Genomic DNA, 17,695 nt, shown 5'->3' on the forward strand with positions numbered 1-17,695 from the left:
CGGCCGCGGACACTGCCGCGTCGATGTGGGTGCACGTGGCCGGTCCGGACGAGACGACACACGGCGACGGTGGCCGCGATGTAGTGCAGGCCGTGTCGCGACGTGCTCGCCGCGGACTTCATCGCCGCCGGGTGCCGAAGCCGGGTGGCCGCGCCATCGCTGCGTCGGTCGCGGTCGGTGCCTTTCTGTCCGCGGCAGCGACGTCTCCGAACACCGGGTCGCAGGACAGTGTGGCGCTCAGCGCTGCGAGTATCGATAGCCCTCCCGCCGGCGTCCTGCCGCCGAGCCCGGTCGTCGCCTCACCCCCGCAGGTGTTGCAAATGCCCGATCTCGATGTCGGCCGGCTCGCGCAGCGCATGACCGAGCAACTCGCCGAGGGGGGAGTTCGGGCGGCGGAGCGCGCCGCACGCGATGCCGAGGCGCGGCGCCCGCTCTCGGTGGTGCCGGTGTCGGGCACATTGACCTCCAGTTCTGGGCCGCGTTGGGGGACAACGCATTACGGACTCGACATCGCCAATACGATCGGGACGCCGATCGTATCGGTGACCGACGGTGAGGTCATCGAAGCAGGGCCGGCGCAAGGGTTCGGCCTGTGGGTGCGTATTCGTCAGGACGACGGCACGATCGGGGTGTACGGCCACATAGACCAGGCGCTCGTCACCGCCGGTCAACGCGTGAAAGCCGGCGAGCTCATTGCTACGGTAGGCAACCGAGGCCAATCCACCGGACCCCACCTGCATTACGAAGTGTGGCAACCCGACGGTGCCAAGTCCGACCCGACGGCGTGGCTGTCGGCACGCGGAGTCGATATCACCTGACACGACGAGGAAAGAAGAACTGGCGATGAAAAGGCTCGGTGATCTCGAAGCGGAGGTGATGAACGTGCTCTGGCAATGTGATCGACCGCAGTCGGTCCACGACCTGCGTGAACGCATGGCCGACAGAAACCCCGCCTACACCACGATCCTGACCGTCGTGACCCATCTCCACGAGAAGGGGTGGGTCGAGCGGACCAAGCAGTCACGCGCCTATCTCTACTCGCCCGTGCAATCTCGGGCCGAGGCCACCTCGCAAGCGCTGCGCGAAATCCTCGACACCAGCACCGACTCGGCCGCCGTGCTGATGCATTTCGCGAAAACCGTCACCGACGACGAACTGGACGCCCTGCGGGGGAACCTGCCGGACGCGAACCGGTGATCGTCGCACTGGCATTACTCCTCGCCGCGACCCTGGTGGCCGTTGCCATGCCGCCGCTGCTGACCTCACTCACCCGCACCGTCGGCCCCTCTCTCGCCTTGACCGCTTGGATCGGCAGCATCGCCGGGGTGCTGTTTCTCGTGGGATCCGCGGTGGCGGTGTTGCTCTGGCCCGGCCATGCGCCGGCCGAGGGCATGGTCGAACTCGCCGTCCGCTGCCTGGGCTCGCTGCAACACGCGGCCCAGCCGTGGATCGGGGAAGCGGTCGCCGGGGCATCGGTCGTCCTCGCGGCGTCGGCATCGGCGCGCGTCCTGCGCTCGACTCGCCGTCAGCTTCGAGCGCGGTCCAAAGTCCGCGACTATCACCGCGATGTCATCGCCGTCGTGGCGCGCACGGACCCCGGACCCGAACCGATCATGTGGCTCGACCACCCACTCCCGCTGGCCTACAGCATCGACGGTCGCCCCGGCTACGTCGTGGCCACCGAAGGCCTGCTCGCCCATCTCGATCCCGAACAACAGCGAGCAGTGATCGCACACGAACGTGCCCACCTGCGCGGGCGCCATCACCGCATCGTCAACATCTGCGAGATCCTGGCCAAAGCGCTTCCTCGCGTTCCCCTCTTCGCCGCGGCACCCGCGGCGGTACGGGTCCTGGTCGAGGTCGCAGCCGACCGGTCCGCGGCCGCAGTCACCAGCGCCGACACTGTACGTTCGGCATTGTCGACGGTCTCGCAGGCGCATTCTGCGCGGCCACTGTGGGCACTGGGCCTGATCGGGGACTCGACCACCGAGCGGTTGCATCACCTCGACACGAGCGCGCAAACACCGAGCCGAACCCGAGCGGGCGCTTATGCTGCCGCCGCCGTGCTGCCCCTCGTCGTGCCGGCCGTGTTGGCCGTCGTCTCGCTCAGCGCGGTCTCCGCCGCAGCGTGCGCGGTCCTGCTGATCTGAACAACCCCAAATACTATGCTGCATAGTATTTGGGTTACGCTGGCGGACGCGTCCTGTAATTCGCGTGCGACACGAAGGTGGTTCCATGACGGCGTTGACATCTCCTCCGGCTGCGCCGGCGGTTCGCCCCTATCCACCCCGCGGGGCCCGCAAGGGGTCGTTCCTGCACACGATGGTCACCACCACCGATCCGAAGGTCATCGGACTGATGTACTTGGTGACCTCGTTCGGGTTCTTTCTCGTCGGTGGCCTGATGGCGTTGATCATGCGCTCCGAGCTCGCGGTCCCGGGAATGCAGTTCCTCTCCAACGAGCAGTACAACCAGCTCTTCACCATGCACGGCACGATCATGCTGCTGCTCTACGCCACCCCGATCGTCTTCGGCTTCGGCAACTACATCCTGCCGCTGCAGATCGGCGCACCCGATGTCGCCTTCCCCCGGCTCAATGCCTTCTCCTACTGGCTGTACCTGTTCGGCGCACTGGTCACCACCGCAGGTTTCATCAGCCCCGGCGGTGCCGCAGACTTCGGCTGGACCGCGTACACCCCGTTGAGCAGCGCCGTCTACTCCCCCGGTATCGGATCCGACCTGTGGATCGTGGGCCTGCTCGTCGCCGGCCTGGGCACCATCCTGGGCGGGGTCAACATGGTCACCACCGTGGTGTGCCTGCGCGCACCGGGAATGACGATGTTCCGGCTACCGATCTTCACCTGGAACATCCTGGTGACCTCGATCTTGATCCTGCTGGCGTTCCCACTGCTGACCGCAGCACTGATGGGCCTGCTCGCCGACCGTAAACTCGGCACCCACATCTTCGATCCCGCCAACGGCGGAGCGTTGCTCTGGCAGCACCTGTTCTGGTTCTTCGGACACCCCGAGGTCTACATCATCGCGCTACCGTTCTTCGGAATCGTCTCGGAGATCTTCCCGGTCTTCTCCCGCAAACCCATCTTCGGGTACAAGGGGTTGATCTACGCCACCGTCGGCATCGCCGCCCTGTCCATCGCGGTGTGGGCGCACCACATGTACGCCACCGGTGCCGTGCTGCTGCCGTTCTTCTCGTTCATGACCTTCCTCATCGCCGTGCCGACCGGGGTGAAGATCTTCAACTGGATCGGCACCATGTGGCGCGGCCAGGTCACCCTCGAATCCCCCATGCTCTTCTCCATCGGATTCCTGATCACGTTCGTCTTCGGTGGACTGTCCGGAGTGCTCCTGGCGAGCCCGCCCATCGACTTCAACGTCACCGACACCTACTTCGTCGTCGCGCACTTCCACTACGTCGTGTTCGGAACGGTCGTGTTCGCGACCTACGCCGGCATCTACTTCTGGTTCCCCAAGATGACCGGCCGCATGCTCGACGAACGACTGGGCAAGTGGCACTTCTGGCTGACGTTCCTCGGCTTCCACGCCACCTTCCTCGTCCAGCACTGGCTCGGCGCCCAAGGAATGCCGCGCCGCTACGCCGACTACCTCCCGTCCGACGGATTCACCACCCTCAACCAGATCTCGACCGTGGGATCGTTCGTCCTCGGGGCCTCGACGCTGCCGTTCATCTGGAACGTGTTCAAGAGCTACCGCTACGGCGAAGTGGTCACCGTCGACGACCCCTGGGGCTTCGGTAACTCCCTCGAGTGGGCGACCAGTTGCCCACCCCCGCGGCACAATTTCATCGAGATGCCCCGGATCCGCTCCGAGCGGCCGGCGTTCGAGCTGCACTATCCGCACATGGTCGAACGCATCCGCGCCGAGCAGCACGTCGGTGGCCCGCACTCGGATTCGATCGCGCCCTCGGAAGTGATCACCGAAGCGATTGCCGGACCGGACGTATCGAAACGGCCGGACGTCGACAAGTAACACGGTCGACCGACCCCCGTAGGCTCACACCCCCTTACTACTAGTGCGCATAGTAGTAAGGAGAATCAGTACGACCAGAGGAGAACCGAACGTGAAACGATGGATGCTGGTCGCCGTGCTCATGTGCGGCACAGCACTGTTCTCCGCGGCCCCGGCATCGGCGCACAGTGAACTCGTCAGCTCCGACCCCCCGGCCGATGTGACGCTCGAGTTCGCACCGATCGGCGTCGGCCTCAAGTTCAATCAGGACATCAACGAATCGTTCGCGACCATCAGCGTGGTAGGTCCTGGCGATACTCAGTGGACGCAGGGTACGGCCACGGTCGAGGGCCCCGACGTATCGGTCCTGCTCGAGGACGGCCTACCCAACGGGCAGTACACCGTCGGCTACCGCGTCACCTCCGCGGACGGGCACCCGATCACCGGGTCGTACGGCTTTTCGGTCGACGTCGCGGAGACCGCCACCCGCCCGGACGCTGCTGCACAGCAATCGCAGGGCGGTGCGACCTCGCCGGCTCCCTCGACCACGCCGACGCAGGCCTACGATCCGAACAACCCGTCCGCCAGCGAGGACCGGCCACCGAAACAGAACACCATGATGCTGCTCTCCATCGTGGGCCTGACTGTCCTCGGTCTCGCTGCCATCGCCCTGACGTTGGTGATCCGAGGCAAGGACAAGCAATGACAGGGGCCCGATGAACATCGCCGCCGTAACTCCCCCGGAAGGCCCGCCGACCCTGGCAGCGTTGCTGAGCTTCGATCTTCCGCCGCTCCCGATCCTGCCGATCGCCGGCATCGTCATGGCCGGACTGTACTGCTGGGGGCTCTACCGGATCCGCGGCCGGGGTATCGCATGGTCACGGTGGCGGAGTGCGAGTTTTCTGCTCGGCTGCGCGGCGCTGGTCCTGGTGACCGGACTGCAGGTCGAACGCTACGGATACAGCCTGTTCAGCGTCTTCATGTTCCAGCATCTGACGTTGTCGATGACCATCCCACCGTTGTTGGTGGTGGGTTCGCCCGGACGACTTCTGTTGCGTGCCACCGCTCATCACGGAGCCGGGCGGTGGGTACTGATCGCGGCGCTGACGGGGTTGCGTAGCCGCGCCGGGCGCATCGCACTACATCCAGGTCTGACGATCCCGTTGTTCCTCTTCAGCTATTACGGGCTGTATCTGTCGTCGATCTTCGATGTTCTCGCCATCACAGTCATCGGGCACGTATCGATGGAGATCTTCTTCTTCGCCAGCGGGCTGCTGTTCATCATCCCTGTGCTCGCCGTCGGCCCCCTCCCCGTTCGGCAGAGCAATCTGGGCCGGTTGTTCGACCTGTTCGTCGAGATGCCGTTGCATGTGTTCTTCGGTGTCATCCTGATGATGTCGAGCACCCCCATGCTCGCCACGTTCGCCTCCCCTCCCCCGCAGTGGGGTGTCGATCCGGTATCCGATCAGAAGCTCGCCGGGGCGCTTGCGTGGTCCTACGGTGAGCCGGTGGCCCTGCTGGTGGTGCTCATCTTCTGCATTCGGTGGAACCGGGACGAAAAGGAGGAATCGGCTGCCGCGGACCGGCACGCCGAAGAAGACGGGTACAGCGAACTCAACGCCTACAACGACTTTCTGAAAAAGATCGGTAGCGAGACCAGTCAACGGACCTGAGCTGTCGCGGCCGTCCCGCGCTCGGGGACTGCCGCGAGCTCATCGCCTGATCGCGCTTACTGGCAAGGGCCTGATCGGGCGCATTCATCGCGCACGTGTGCCCACCCCGATTCTGGCTCCACGCTCACCGAGCCAGGCTTGCGGATCGACCTTCTGTCCCGCGGGAGAAGTCGCCTCGAAATGCAGATGCGGACCCGTCGAGTTACCGCGGTTCCCGACCTCTGCAATCCGATCGCCCTTACGGACGCGCTGACCCACCGTGACCGAATTTCCGTTGTTGTGCCCGTAGGTGGTGATCGATCCATCGTCGTGTCTGATCCGAACCCACAGCCCGAAGCCCTGTGCGGGCCCGGCGCTGATGACCGTTCCATCGGCCGCGGCGACGATCGGTGAGCCCAGTGAGTCGGCGATGTCGACACCGCCGTGTTGTGTCCCGCTTCGGGTGCCGAAATTCGAGGTGACCAGTCCGCTGCTGGGTGCGACAGCAGACGCAGTACCTCGGGAGGTGGCCGAGCCACCGGACGTGGAACCGCGCTGCTGTGCTGCATCAGGAACAGAATCTTCGGGTGCGGTCGTCTCGGATGCGGGAGGGGTGTCGGTGGTGCCGGGCACGGGCGAATCGCGGCCGGTGTTGCCCGTCACCGGATCCTGTTCCCCACCTCGGTCGCCGTCATGCGGGACTGCGGGGTCGAGGGCGTCGACCTGGAGCGATGCGGCGATACGAAGGGCCAGGAGTGGGTCGAGAGTCGCCAACGGGGCCAGGCAGGACAGGGACTGCGCCGGGGCATTCGAGACTCCACGGGCGATGGCGTCGACGATGCATCCTGCCGACGCGGACACCGGGCCGGCGGTGTCCGCGATGACGCCGCCGGCCTGGGCGGCGGCCCACGTCGAGGATGCGAAGGCTGCGAGGTCTGCCACCGCGATCGGATCGGTACCGATTGTCGCGGCCCGATCGGCCAGGCGGATCAACCGGCTGACGGCGTCGGCGGTCTGCTGACCTTCGACCTCGTCCCCGGACTCCACGGCCGGTTGACCCGGATTCGCTTCGGCTACCGGGGCGTGCAGGAACACCGCACCGAGTGCGGCACCGACGATCACGTATGTCCGCGCACCTCGGCATGCGCGACGTCGCCCGCCGCTCGGCGTCGTCTTTCCCGCGTTGTTCACGTGGTCACCCCACCCTTCTCGTTGAATGCCGGTCACGATCGCAGTGGATGCCGTGTCGGCCGTGGGTCAGTGTTGCGTGATCCCATCGACACCACAAGCCCCTTCTGTCACACTCTCGACTGCATTCGTCGCTGTTTCGCCTATCGATTCGGCGTCGAAAGTGAGTGCTTTGCACAGTAACTCGACGATTCGACGCCTTTTCATGCGTGCCGATGCCGGTCATGGGGGTCATCCCAATCGTTATTACTATGCAACATAGTATTTAGATATCGGCGTCAGCTCTCCGGCAACGGTGAGACCCCGTGTGCGCTCAGCAGGACATCGATCTGACCGACCTCGGCGGTTTGCGCGGAGGCGATCGAGCCCGCGAGCGCGGCGACAGCGGGAACTGTCGCGTTCGCTGCTCCCTGCTCTGCCATCGGGATTCCCCCACGATGGTGGCGGCGGAGCAGTTGTAGATACCGGCCGTCGAATTCTTCGGCGTTCATCCGGCGAAGTGCCGTCAGCTCGGCGGTACTGGCCATGCCGGGCATCGACGTCGCGTCCTGTCCGCTGTCGTTCGCGGACGCGCTCATGTCCATCGGGTGACCCCCTGTCGAGCTGGCCCCGGTCATCCACGTCATCGTCGGGCCGTCGGGCAGATATGGCCTGTCCCACAGTGTCAACCAGCCTTGCATCGTGCCGACTTGGCTCTGCTGCGAGGTCAACACGTCGAAGGCGAGGGTCCGGATGACCGGATCCGTCGAGCGTCCCAACGCCATCGCCGACATCTCGATCGCCTGGTTGTGATGGACCGACATGTCCTGCGCGAAACCCACATCCACCGAATTCGATGCCGGTACGGCCACTCGTGCGCTGTCCGGTGTGAGCAGTACGCCGATGAGGACGCCGGACAGGACGAGAGCTGTCACCGCCAAGCCGATGAGCAGTGCCCTGGGCCTGGATCTGGGTCCCGTTTCCGCGGCGTCATTCTGTGCACTGTCGTTCTGTGCATCGTCGATCTGGGCATCGTCGGCCTGGCCGTGCACGGTCATCGACTCCCCTCCCCCATCGGCGCTGGCGCACTGTCGAGGGCCGGGTCTTCCTCGAGGGGCACCGCGTCCGGTCCTGGCTCGCTGGCGTCGAACGGCGGCGGGTTGTCGGGATCGAACGCGCCGGGAATGGTCGAGCAACTGGCTCCGCTCTCGGGGTGGGTCGAGGGGTTCTGTCGCAGAGCAGCGACGAACTGAGTGATGCGCCGGTCGGAGGCATTGTCGAGCTCGAGTCGATGGCCCCACGACTGCAGCGTGATCGGTGCCGTCAGGCCCGGGTAGGGCGACATCATCGTGTAGGGCTCGCCCTCGACCCGCCCGGCGAGTGAACCGACCTCGTCGGAGGAGACCCGGTTCGGGTCGTACGTCACCCACACCGCCCCGTGTTCGAGCGAATGAACCGCGTTCTCGCTGCGTAGCGGGACGGGGTACACCACTCCGGTACACGTCGCCCAGGTCTGGTCGTGAGGGCCGCCGAACGGCGGACTCTGATCGTAGGCAACTCTCTGAGCTGGTTCGACGTGCCGCGCGGCCGGATACTCGACCTCGACGACGCCGTCGATGCCGCGGGAGGGGTCCGGGTCGTCGGCGGTCGGCGCGAACCGCTCGGCCTGATTGCGTTCGAGGACGCGGGGGGCCAGGTTGTATCCGATCGCACCGACGAGCACGACGATGACGACACCCGCGCCTATCACCGCCCAGGGAGCGCGCACGCCCCCGGGCACTCCGGCTGGGCGTGATCGCCGAGTCGAGCTCCGTCGGCCTCGGGCGGGGTTTCTGCTGCTGTTCATATTGCTCCTCCATCAAATACTATGCACCATAGTATTTGAATCAAGGTCCCAGGAAGCCCCTACGCACGACAGGACGGCCGATGCCGGTGTTCCGCGCACCCTCAACTGCTCGCGGGCAGCTTGCCCTTCATGTGCTGGCCTACAACGGTGCACGCCTGCTCTTCGTGTGTGTCGCCGCAGGAGTGCTTTTGGCCGTCGACGCACTGACGAGCCTTGACATTTCCTTCGTGTTGGTACTGCTTGGCGCACTTGCAGCAAGCCTGCCGCTGTCGGCACTGACCCTGAGGAAGCTCCGCCGAACCATCAATGCGGACATCGAAGCAGTCGATCGCACGCGCTCGATCAAGAAGCGAGGCCCCGCGGCGGGACGACCCGGCACCGACAAACCGTGACGTCGGCGCACGGACTTCGGCGTTGGCGTTGGCGTTGGCGTTGGCGGATCGTCCGTGTCGGTCACTGTTCGCCGACCCATTCGACGGACGCTTCGGCGTCCGGCTCGATGTCTAGTAGTTCCAGGGTGCGGTGCATCAGAGTCTCGATCCGATACTCGAGATCATCGACGAGGTCAGGCACATCGGCCAGAGCGGCGTGGGCACGGCGGCGGGCATCGACACCGATTAGCTAGTAGTCCGAGCCTGGTGCAGCTGACACCGGGTGCGGTGGTGTGCCGGTGACGTCAGTTTCCCGCTCGCCACGACCGCGTCGCCACGACAGGGGCGGGCGTGGATCGCGCCGGGGCAGTCGCCCGGAGCGGTGAGCAGCGATGACCGCCCCGACCGCTACCTGGGGCATCGGGTCGGCGGGAAACGGCACGACCCCACCGGTCGATCGGAACGGCGACGGGGCCTGGACGCACCGGCCACCTGCACATACCGGGAAAAGTCTCCCCCGGTACGTGCTCGGTGAGTAGTAGCGTCGAGGGGTAGCGATAGAACCGCAGGACAGTACGCCAGCGTTCCCACATCTCGGCGGGACGGAAGCCTTCCGACTCATCGGCTGATATCCGGACACTGTGCCGCCCACCGATCCACAGGGATGGAACTGACCACGCGCGGATGGGCCGCGAGTACGTGCTACTTGAGCACGCAAATTACACCGCTGGGTGGGCTTGTCACCGAGGTCGGCAGACGAGGTGCAGGTGGGAGTTCGATTGCTTCCGAAGGGAATACGAACACCGAAGAACCGCCGAGTGAGCTGCACCTCATCGACTTGCGGCTCCGTACACGGCCGGGAGACTTGGTTGCATGACATCTTCTGTGGCACTCAGCCGCGAAACAGCCGTCGGCGCGGAGGCGCGACTGTCGTGGATACTGTCCGCGCTGGCCGGAATGGTGGGTGCTGTCGCATTTCTGCATTCGGCGGGGTATTTCGTGACGTTCATGACCGGCAACACCGAACGCGCCGTCATCGGGCATTTCGGCAGTCCGGAAGGTAAGCCCGTTGCACCCGGCGCATCGCCGTGGGCGGCGCTGGCTTTGATGGGTGCCTTTCTGGCGGGAGTGGTGATCGCGTCGATCTGCCGCCGCCGATACTGGTCCAATCACCCACACGGAGCAACAGTTGTCACGACCATCGCCCTCGCCGCGGCAGGGCTCATCGATATCGGGATATCCGGCTGGGCGTCCGACGACGTAAATTTCTATCCCATTCTGTTGGTTGCGTTCGCTCTCGGCGCGCTCAACACAGCATTCACGAAACGAGAAGAAACCTACATCCCCCTGAGCTACGTCACCGGCACCGTCGTCAAACTGGGCCAAGGGATCGAAAGACACCTACTGGGCGGCGGTACTTACCTCGACTGGCTTTGCTATGCAATGCTTCTCGGGTCCTTCGCAGCCGGAGGCGCAGCCGGGGCTCTGATCGGTGCCGCGATCACCGGACCTCAAGTACTCCTGGTTACCGCAGCCATCAGCCTGCTTGCAAGCATCTTCACCTTCACTCACACCGAGCGACGATCCCTATGGGGATAGGTCTATTCCCGGCCAGCGAAAACCTACGGGTCCGCGCTCCCGAGATCGTTCTGCTCCACCGGCGGACTCGACCAACAGAAACACTGTCGCAACGTGAATCAATCGGTTTGAGCGTGTGGAGAGGATGTTCGATACACACCATCTCTCGCTTGGCCCTGATCTCTTCGCCAAGGCGTCAGCGATGCCGGTAGTTGCTAGGTGGGTTGGGAGGTCGGTGCCGAAACCGTCAATAGTCGGCGACGCCGACGAGCGAGCTCGGTTTCGCAGCTACGTCGTGCACGGCCGCATCGGTCCCCGTGTGCGATCCGGATCGGAGCCATTGCCGACGACGGATACGGCAGATTCTGGGTCTCCCGCTGTGGACAACCGCGGGTGGTTCGCCCGCATCGCTACGCGTTGGCCATCGCGCTCGGTGGGTCGATCGACGAGTCGGTGAACGCATTGCACATGTCCGACAACCCGATCTGTGTACGAGTGACGCTGGACGAGGCGCAGCAACAGCCTCTTCACGTGGTCGACGGGAACCAATCGCAGAATCTGCGCGACATGGCCGCGAAAGGTCGCGGCGGTGGACGCCGCCGACCCGGGCTTTGGTACGGGCCGGATCGAGCCGCACGGGCGACGCGCGCCGGTTGCGTACGGCGGTACGCCATGGCCGAGACGACGTATCGGTGCAGGCAGCCTACTGAAGAGCGGTACACCCACGCTGTTCTCTCTAGCGTCGACGGATCGCAACCCACAGTCCGCAACGTCGGCAGATATAGGCAGCTCCCCCTGCCAGGGAGTGCAACTTCACGGTCGGGAAATCGCGACCACAGCAGGAACAGGCCGAGGTGCCGTCACTCTCACTGGACAGATTCATGAGCAAGCCCTTTCCGTCGAGAGTGACGGGAGAAGTTCGGCACTCCGTCTCCTTCCGCGTAATCGAATTCTACGACCTGTGCGCTGCCAACTTCAGCACGGATATACCGTGGGTGGATGGAGATCACCCTGCAGTATTTCGACGGTTGCCCGAACTGGACGGTCACTGCTGAACGGTTGCAGCTCCTCGCCGCGGAACACTCGGACGCCGTGCTCGTCTATCAACGCGTGGACACGGTGGACATGGCCGAACAGGTGCGTTTTCGTGGCTCTCCGACCGTTCTCGTCGACGGCGTCGACGTCATGGGCGACACATCCGCCGCAGTCGGTCTGGCCTGCCGTGTGTACATGACAGGTGACGGGCCGGCGGGTGCGCCGAGCATGGCTCAGCTCCGGGAAGCCATCCTCGGCTGACACCCGAATCGGGATACCCCAGGGGGTACTCATTGGTATCGTCGGTGACATACAGTCAGCTGATCGGCATGGTCGACGGGGCACAGCTCCGGCGGCCGGTTTGCTGAAAGCACTGACGGTGTTCGGCGTGCTGTTAATGCCTTCGGTGACACCGAACAATGAAGGTGATACAGCCGTGCTCGGGGGCCCGCATCCCTTTTTGAGTGCGGAGTCGCGGACGTCGCTGAATCCGGCGGTCGTCGATCCGACGAGATGTCCCGTGCGGGCGTTCTTCATCCCGCAGATGCGGGCCGTCCCGTCTCGACGGACCAGGGATCGACGCAGTTCGCAACCGTCGACACCGACGGCAACCTGATCGCCTTGCATAACGACGCCCCCGCACCCGAGGGACAGTTCTACCCGTCGCTCGACGGACGAGGGCGCACGATTGAAATTGGCTCGGCGCGGCGACTGCCGTCACCACTGACCGATCGACCCGCTCTTGGCAGGACCACTCAAGAGCCCATCGGACCACACATGATCACACCCGCAGCGGCGAGGGCACCGAACACGATCGGACTCGCGGTGATCGAGAGGACGATCAAGGACAGTTGGGTGCGGGCCCGCGCGTGCACGGGGGTGGACACAGCGACGGTGAGGCGATGAGCACGAGCGAGCACGTCGCCTCCGCTCGCGCCGAGGGCACCCGCGGGAGCGACGGACGAACCAGTGAGGGCGAGCAGACCACCGAGTAGCGCCCGCCGACCATGGGAGCGGGCAGCGCTGTCGTCCGCGCACATCTCGAGCAGCAGGGCGATCTCGGTCGCCCCGTCGCGGAACAACCGCATCCATGGAGCTGCCGCGGCGAGTCCGCGAACAGAGGCGAGCAGCAGGTGATGGCGACCGATTAGGTGAGCACGTTCGTGCGCCAAGACGGCGCCTAACTGATCCGGGACGAGTGCATCCAGGGCACCAGTAGTGATCACGATGGTCTTCGGACGGCCAGCAACGCAGTAGGCGAGCCGATCCGCGGTGTCGACGACCACCGCGTCGGTACCGGGCAGGCGTTGGCCGATCACCCTCGCCGTCCGGGCGTGGCGAAGCGTGTGCGTTCGCATCCGCAGCATGCCCCGCCCAGCCCTCCACACCACCAACGGAAGCGCCGCCGCAGCGACCGCGGAGACTGCTATCAGTGTTCCCTGAAGCAGTGCTGCGGCACGGCCGTCGATCGACCGGAGCACCTCGACGACGCACGCTGACACCCAGTGAGCGTCTCTGTTCCAATGCACCGCTTCGGTGACGAGCATGATCGCCGCGCCGGTCCAGGTCAGGATCACCACCGCCATTGCTGCACTCCAGGCAGCTATCCCGAGCTGCGGAGCGATGCCCCGGCGGGTCAGTCGCGCGAGCACAGGCGGACCGGCTACCGAGACCACGAGCCCGTAGAGCAGCAGGCACAGAGTCAGAGTCATCGCGACTGGCCGGGGTCGGTCAGTCTGCGCAACGCTCTTCGCACACGCTCCGACTCTTCGTCGCTCATCTGCTCGACGAAATGGGTGAGCACCAGGTCCGACTTGCCGCCCGCAGCGAACGCGTGACGCATCAGCCGGGCACTGTGCTCCTCGCGAGACAACGTCGGCCAGTAGTCGAACGCCTTGCCCCTACGGGTGCGCTCCAACCAGCCCTTACGGTGCAGGTTGTCCATCGTCGACATCACCGTGGTGTAGGCAATCACCCGCTGCTCGGCCAATTCGTCGAACAACTCCCGCACGGTGCTTCGCGCACCGCGGGCCCACAGGCGATCCATCACTACCGCCTCGAGTTCACCGAATCCGTTCACCCGCACCTATCGCCTCCTGCCCTGTCGTCTCCTGATCCTAGGGTCGTCGGTAACACGACATCTACTATCTATGTACGTACTCAGTATATGGTCGTGATGTCCCGTCTCCTCGGGACCAGAATTGAGGGAGATTCCGATGACCGAACTGATGACCAACCTGCAGACGTGGTGGGATTGCCAGATCATGATGGCCACCGGCATGTGTGGGGACATGTGCGCCGCAATGATGTGTTGCTGACCGGCTGACGACCTGCGATAGGATACTTCCCCCGACTTCCCGAAAGTCGGGGGAAGCTTGCCGGGCGAGCCTCTCGCGCGGCGTCGTACAGAACGAATCGACAGGGCGAGCGCAGTCTTTGACGATTGCGTACGGACGAAGACCAGGCTTGCCGAAGCCCTGCTGATCTGATCTCGTAACTCTCCTCGGCGACGGGGTGCCGGCGACGACGCTGCGCTTCCACGAAAGCGAGGGGCTGCTGCCGGCGGACCGAGCCCCGAACGGGTACCGCGTCTACGACAAACGAGCACAGCAACGGTTGGCGTTCATCACCGCCGCGAAAAGCTCGAAACTGACGCTGCCACAGATCAAGACGATGCTGCGCGCATGGGAGAACGACTCCTGCGCCGCTGTGAAGACCGGGCTGCGGCCAACACTGCGCGAGCACATCACCCGGGAGGAGGAGTCGATCGCGCAGCTCACCGAGCTGCATGCCGCAATGACCGGTGCGTTCGATCGTCTCGACGACACTCCCGACGCGTCGGCGCGCCGTTCGACCCGCAATGCAGCTGGTTGACCTCGGCCTCCTCGCCGTCTCGGACGGATTCGGCGAGTAGGGAATCGAAAGCGCCTTCGTAGCAGGTGCCACCGCGATCGGGAAGTCGGCGATCTCGACCGCGCCGTACGGAGCAACTGCGGTTTGTCGCGTGCGTCCGCAGGTCCGGTGACCGGGTCCCACACCACGGAGGTGTTCTTCGTCGTGCCGTCGTCCTGTCTCAGTACGGCACGACGAGGATCGGACTCGTGCCGACGAGACCGGGGCCGAGCATTCACGCATAGCGATCATACCGGGCTTAGATGCTATCATCGTTGCATGACGATCAATAAGGATGGCCGCCTGCCCGGCGGTTCCACGTCGACTTTCGATGCGGCAGTGTCGTTGTTCCACAGCCTTTCCGATGCGACACGGTTGGCTATCGTTCGCCGTCTCGCCAGCAGGGAGGTGCGTGTAGCGGACCTGGTGAGCGAGCTGGGGCTGGCACAGTCGACGGTATCGGCGCACATGGCGTGCCTGCGGGACTGCGGATTGGTCGTCGGTCGCCCCCAGGGCCGGCAGGTGTTCTACTCCCTCGTCCGGCCGGAACTGTTGGACCTGCTCGCTTCGGCCGAGACCCTCCTCGCCGTCACGGGGAACGCGGTGGCACTCTGCCCGGTTTACGGCACCGCGCCCGCCGGGTCGGCGGTGACCGGATGAGCGACGCATGCGGCTGCGGCCACGACGAACCCCGCCTGGACGGCGACGAGGAGCACGAACCCGACAAGCTGTGGCAGATCACCGAGATCCGAGCTGCCGCGGTGGCCGGTGCACTGCTGGCGGCAGGGCTGATCATTGACTGGATCGGCGGCCCTGATCGGCTGACCCTGGTGCTCGAATCACTCGCGTTGATCGTCGCCGGCTACACCTTCGTCCCGTCGACCCTTCGGCGGCTCGCGCGCGGCAAGATCGGTGTCGGCACCCTGATGACCATCGCGGCGGTCGGTGCCGTGATCCTTGGTGAGGTCGGCGAGGCCGCGATGCTCGCGTTCTTGTTCGCGATCAGCGAGGGCCTCGAGGAGTACGCGGTCGCCCGCACACGGCGAGGTCTACGGGCACTGTTGTCCCTGGTTCCCGACACCGCCACAGTCCGACGAGACGGCCTCGAGCAGGCGGTGTCGCCGACCGAGTTGATGCTCGGGGAGATGATGATCGTCAAGCCCGGCGAGCGCATCGCCACCGACGGCACCATCCGCCGCGGCACCACCGCGCTCGACACCTCGGCGATCACCGGCGAATCGGTGCCCGTCGAGGCCGGGCCCGGCGACGACGTGTATGCCGGGGCGATCAACGGAACCGGCGTTCTCGAGGTGGAGGTCTCCGCACGTGCCGAGGACAACTCGCTGGCCAAGATCGTCCGGATCGTCGAGGCCGAGCAGTCCCGCAAGGGTGAGGCTCAGCGGTTGGCCGACACGATCGCCAGGCCCCTGGTGCCGGCAATCATGGTCGCCGCCGCCCTCATCGCCGCCGTGGGCAGCCTGCTCGGCGAACCACGGGTATGGATCGAACGCGCACTGGTCGTCCTCGTCGCCGCCTCACCGTGCGCACTGGCCATCGCCGTCCCGGTCACCGTCGTCGCGGCGATCGGCGCCGCCAGCAAACTCGGCGTCCTGGTCAAGGGAGGCTCAGCTCTTGAGGCGCTGGGCCGCATCCGCGTGATCGCGCTCGACAAGACCGGCACCCTGACCCGCAACAAGCCGGTCGTCATCGACGTCGCCACCGCGGACGGTGCGACCCGCGAACAGGTCCTCGCCGTGGCCGCAGCGCTGGAAGTGCGCAGCGAGCACCCCCTGGCCGCGGCGATCCTCGCCGCCGTCGACGACCACACACCCGCCGACGACGTCGTCGCAGTCACCGGAGCCGGCCTCACCGGCCGCCTCTGCGGCGACGACGTCCGCCTCGGCCGACCAGGGTGGATCGACCCCGGCCCGCTGGCCGCGGACGTGGAACGGATGCAGCACGCCGGAGCCACCGCCGTCCTCGTCGAACAGGACGGCCGCACCCTCGGCGCGATAGCGGTCCGCGACGAACTGCGACCCGAAGCCGCGGAAGTCGTCGCCGGTCTCCGCCGCGACGGGTACCACGTCGCGATGCTCACCGGGGACAACGAACGCACCGCCCGCGCACTGGCCGCCGACGTCGGCATCGAGGAGGTCCACGCGGATCTGCGACCGGAGGACAAAGCACGCATCATCGGCGACCTGAAGGGCCGCCGGTCGACCGCGATGGTCGGCGACGGCGTCAACGACGCCCCCGCACTGGCCACCGCCGACCTCGGTATCGCCATGGGCGCCATGGGCACCGACGTGGCCATCGAGACCGCCGACGTCGCCCTGATGGGTGAGGACCTGCGGCACCTGCCGCACGCCCTGGCCCACGCGCGCCGATCCCGACGCATCATGCTGCAGAACGTCGGGCTGTCGCTGGCGATCATCACCGTGCTGATGCCGCTCGCCCTGTTCGGAATCCTCGGCCTGGCCGCGGTGGTGCTGGTGCACGAACTCGCCGAGATCGTGGTCATCGCCAACGGAGTCCGCGCCGGCCGCACCCACCCCCTGTCCGCCGCAGCGGTGCCCGCACCTGCCCCGGCAGCAGCCGAGGCCTGGACATGAGCCCAGACCCCACTTCGGGCCCGATGCCGGGTGTCTCGACCGGGGGACGCTCGGCGACTCGATCCCGGTGGACCCTGGCGATCGTCGTCGCCGTCCTCGTCGCGGCGGCACTCGCGGCCGACCCCGTCGCCCGCCGCGCACTCTCCGACGGCCGCGTCATCGAACTGGGGTTGCTGCAACTCAGGCTTGCCTACAACAGCGGTGTCGCCTTCAGCGTCGGGAACGGGCTGCCGCCAGGGGTCATCATCGCGGTCACCGCCATCATCACTCTCGCCATCGCCGTGTACGCGTGGCGCACCGTCCCCGTCGGCTCACTGACCGGGACGGTGGGGCTGTCGGCGGTCGTCGCCGGAGCGGCCGCCAACGTCATCGACCGCGCTGCCGACGGCCGCGTGACGGACTACTTCCACACCGGATGGTGGCCCACCTTCAACCTCGCCGACACCTACCTCACATGCGGCGTAGTCCTGGTCGTCCTCGCGTCGCTCCGGGAGGGCCGAACCCGCGTCGATCCCACGGGCACGGAGCAACGATCCGTATGACTGCTCCCCGACC

Annotated in this window: 18 protein-coding genes; 13 read left to right on the forward strand and 5 right to left on the reverse strand. The window is 65.8% G+C overall.

Translation table 11 applies throughout. The features are described 5' to 3' along the window. The first annotated feature begins 23 nt into the window (after positions 1-23). From CH276_RS12440 to CH276_RS12465, 6 genes are all read left to right on the forward strand, one after another. Positions 24-818 carry a M23 family metallopeptidase gene (locus CH276_RS12440; protein WP_080733228.1) on the forward strand — a complete coding sequence of 265 codons (795 nt, stop codon included), beginning with the start codon at positions 24-26 and terminating at the stop codon, positions 816-818. 25 nt (positions 819-843) lie between these two features. After that, on the forward strand, positions 844-1,197 hold the full coding sequence (locus CH276_RS12445) for a BlaI/MecI/CopY family transcriptional regulator (protein WP_027494220.1): 354 nt from the start codon (positions 844-846) through the stop codon (positions 1,195-1,197). After that, positions 1,194-2,150 (forward strand): M56 family metallopeptidase, encoded by a 957-nt coding sequence (locus CH276_RS12450; protein WP_008720986.1) that lies wholly within the window; start codon positions 1,194-1,196, stop codon positions 2,148-2,150. Before CH276_RS12445 ends, CH276_RS12450 begins: the two co-directional genes overlap by 4 nt. 85 nt (positions 2,151-2,235) lie before the next feature. Next, the gene (gene ctaD / locus CH276_RS12455; protein ID WP_072692203.1) at positions 2,236-4,008 is read left to right on the forward strand and encodes an aa3-type cytochrome oxidase subunit I; all 1,773 of its coding nucleotides are present in this window, start codon (positions 2,236-2,238) and stop codon (positions 4,006-4,008) included. Between the two features lie 91 nt (positions 4,009-4,099). Then, positions 4,100-4,693, forward strand: a complete 594-nt coding sequence (locus CH276_RS12460) for a copper resistance CopC family protein (protein ID WP_008720475.1) — start codon at positions 4,100-4,102, stop codon at positions 4,691-4,693. Between the two features lie 10 nt (positions 4,694-4,703). Further along, entirely contained in the window at positions 4,704-5,660 is a 957-nt protein-coding gene (locus CH276_RS12465) for a cytochrome c oxidase assembly protein (RefSeq protein WP_008720478.1), read from the forward strand. Between the two features lie 84 nt (positions 5,661-5,744). On the opposite strand, the gene CH276_RS12470 is transcribed toward CH276_RS12465, so the two are convergent. The 3 genes from CH276_RS12470 to CH276_RS12480 form a co-directional block, all read right to left on the reverse strand. Next, positions 5,745-6,866, reverse strand: a complete 1,122-nt coding sequence (locus CH276_RS12470; RefSeq protein WP_230558228.1) for a M23 family metallopeptidase — start codon at positions 6,864-6,866, stop codon at positions 5,745-5,747. A gap of 239 nt (positions 6,867-7,105) precedes the next feature. Next, entirely contained in the window at positions 7,106-7,864 is a 759-nt protein-coding gene (locus tag CH276_RS12475) for a DUF305 domain-containing protein (RefSeq protein ID WP_008720482.1), read from the reverse strand. Beyond that, positions 7,861-8,652 carry a DUF3105 domain-containing protein gene (locus CH276_RS12480; RefSeq protein ID WP_032373348.1) on the reverse strand — a complete coding sequence of 264 codons (792 nt, stop codon included), beginning with the start codon at positions 8,650-8,652 and terminating at the stop codon, positions 7,861-7,863. Before CH276_RS12480 ends, CH276_RS12475 begins: the two co-directional genes overlap by 4 nt. 80 nt (positions 8,653-8,732) lie before the next feature. Between CH276_RS12480 and CH276_RS12485 the strand changes: the two genes are divergently transcribed. The 3 genes from CH276_RS12485 (at position 8,733) to CH276_RS12500 (ending at position 11,897) form a co-directional block, all read left to right on the forward strand. After that, positions 8,733-9,044 carry a DUF4229 domain-containing protein gene (locus tag CH276_RS12485; RefSeq protein WP_008720486.1) on the forward strand — a complete coding sequence of 104 codons (312 nt, stop codon included), beginning with the start codon at positions 8,733-8,735 and terminating at the stop codon, positions 9,042-9,044. Positions 9,045-9,896: 852 nt separating this feature from the next. Next, positions 9,897-10,622 (forward strand): YoaK family protein, encoded by a 726-nt coding sequence (locus tag CH276_RS12490; protein ID WP_008720488.1) that lies wholly within the window; start codon positions 9,897-9,899, stop codon positions 10,620-10,622. Between the two features lie 978 nt (positions 10,623-11,600). Further along, positions 11,601-11,897 carry a hypothetical protein gene (locus CH276_RS12500; protein WP_008720468.1) on the forward strand — a complete coding sequence of 99 codons (297 nt, stop codon included), beginning with the start codon at positions 11,601-11,603 and terminating at the stop codon, positions 11,895-11,897. Positions 11,898-12,391: 494 nt separating this feature from the next. Here the strand turns inward: CH276_RS12500 and CH276_RS12510 are convergent, their stop codons facing one another. Together CH276_RS12510 and CH276_RS12515 are read right to left on the reverse strand one after the other, a co-directional pair. After that, on the reverse strand, positions 12,392-13,348 hold the full coding sequence (locus CH276_RS12510) for a M56 family metallopeptidase (RefSeq protein WP_008720467.1): 957 nt from the start codon (positions 13,346-13,348) through the stop codon (positions 12,392-12,394). Further along, entirely contained in the window at positions 13,345-13,722 is a 378-nt protein-coding gene (locus tag CH276_RS12515; RefSeq protein ID WP_008720466.1) for a BlaI/MecI/CopY family transcriptional regulator, read from the reverse strand. Before CH276_RS12515 ends, CH276_RS12510 begins: the two co-directional genes overlap by 4 nt. A 428-nt stretch (positions 13,723-14,150) precedes the next feature. Here CH276_RS12515 and CH276_RS12520 point away from each other — a divergent pair, with 428 nt between their 5' ends. From CH276_RS12520 to CH276_RS12535, 4 genes are all read left to right on the forward strand, one after another. Then, positions 14,151-14,510, forward strand: coding sequence for a MerR family transcriptional regulator (locus tag CH276_RS12520; protein WP_008720465.1), 360 nt, complete (start codon positions 14,151-14,153; stop codon positions 14,508-14,510). 297 nt (positions 14,511-14,807) lie between these two features. After that, a complete protein-coding gene (locus tag CH276_RS12525; RefSeq protein WP_008720464.1) occupies positions 14,808-15,188 on the forward strand; it encodes an ArsR/SmtB family transcription factor in 381 nt (126 codons plus the stop codon). Further along, a complete protein-coding gene (locus CH276_RS12530) occupies positions 15,185-17,140 on the forward strand; it encodes a heavy metal translocating P-type ATPase (RefSeq protein WP_008720463.1) in 1,956 nt (651 codons plus the stop codon). The genes CH276_RS12525 and CH276_RS12530 overlap by 4 nt, the downstream gene beginning before the upstream one ends. Continuing rightward, positions 17,137-17,682 (forward strand): signal peptidase II, encoded by a 546-nt coding sequence (locus CH276_RS12535; protein WP_008720462.1) that lies wholly within the window; start codon positions 17,137-17,139, stop codon positions 17,680-17,682. Before CH276_RS12530 ends, CH276_RS12535 begins: the two co-directional genes overlap by 4 nt. Positions 17,683-17,695: the final 13 nt, after the last annotated feature.

Origin of the sequence: Rhodococcus sp. 06-470-2 (assembly GCF_002258235.1) — a bacterium.
In the GTDB taxonomy this organism is placed as follows: Bacteria; Actinomycetota; Actinomycetes; order Mycobacteriales; family Mycobacteriaceae; genus Rhodococcoides.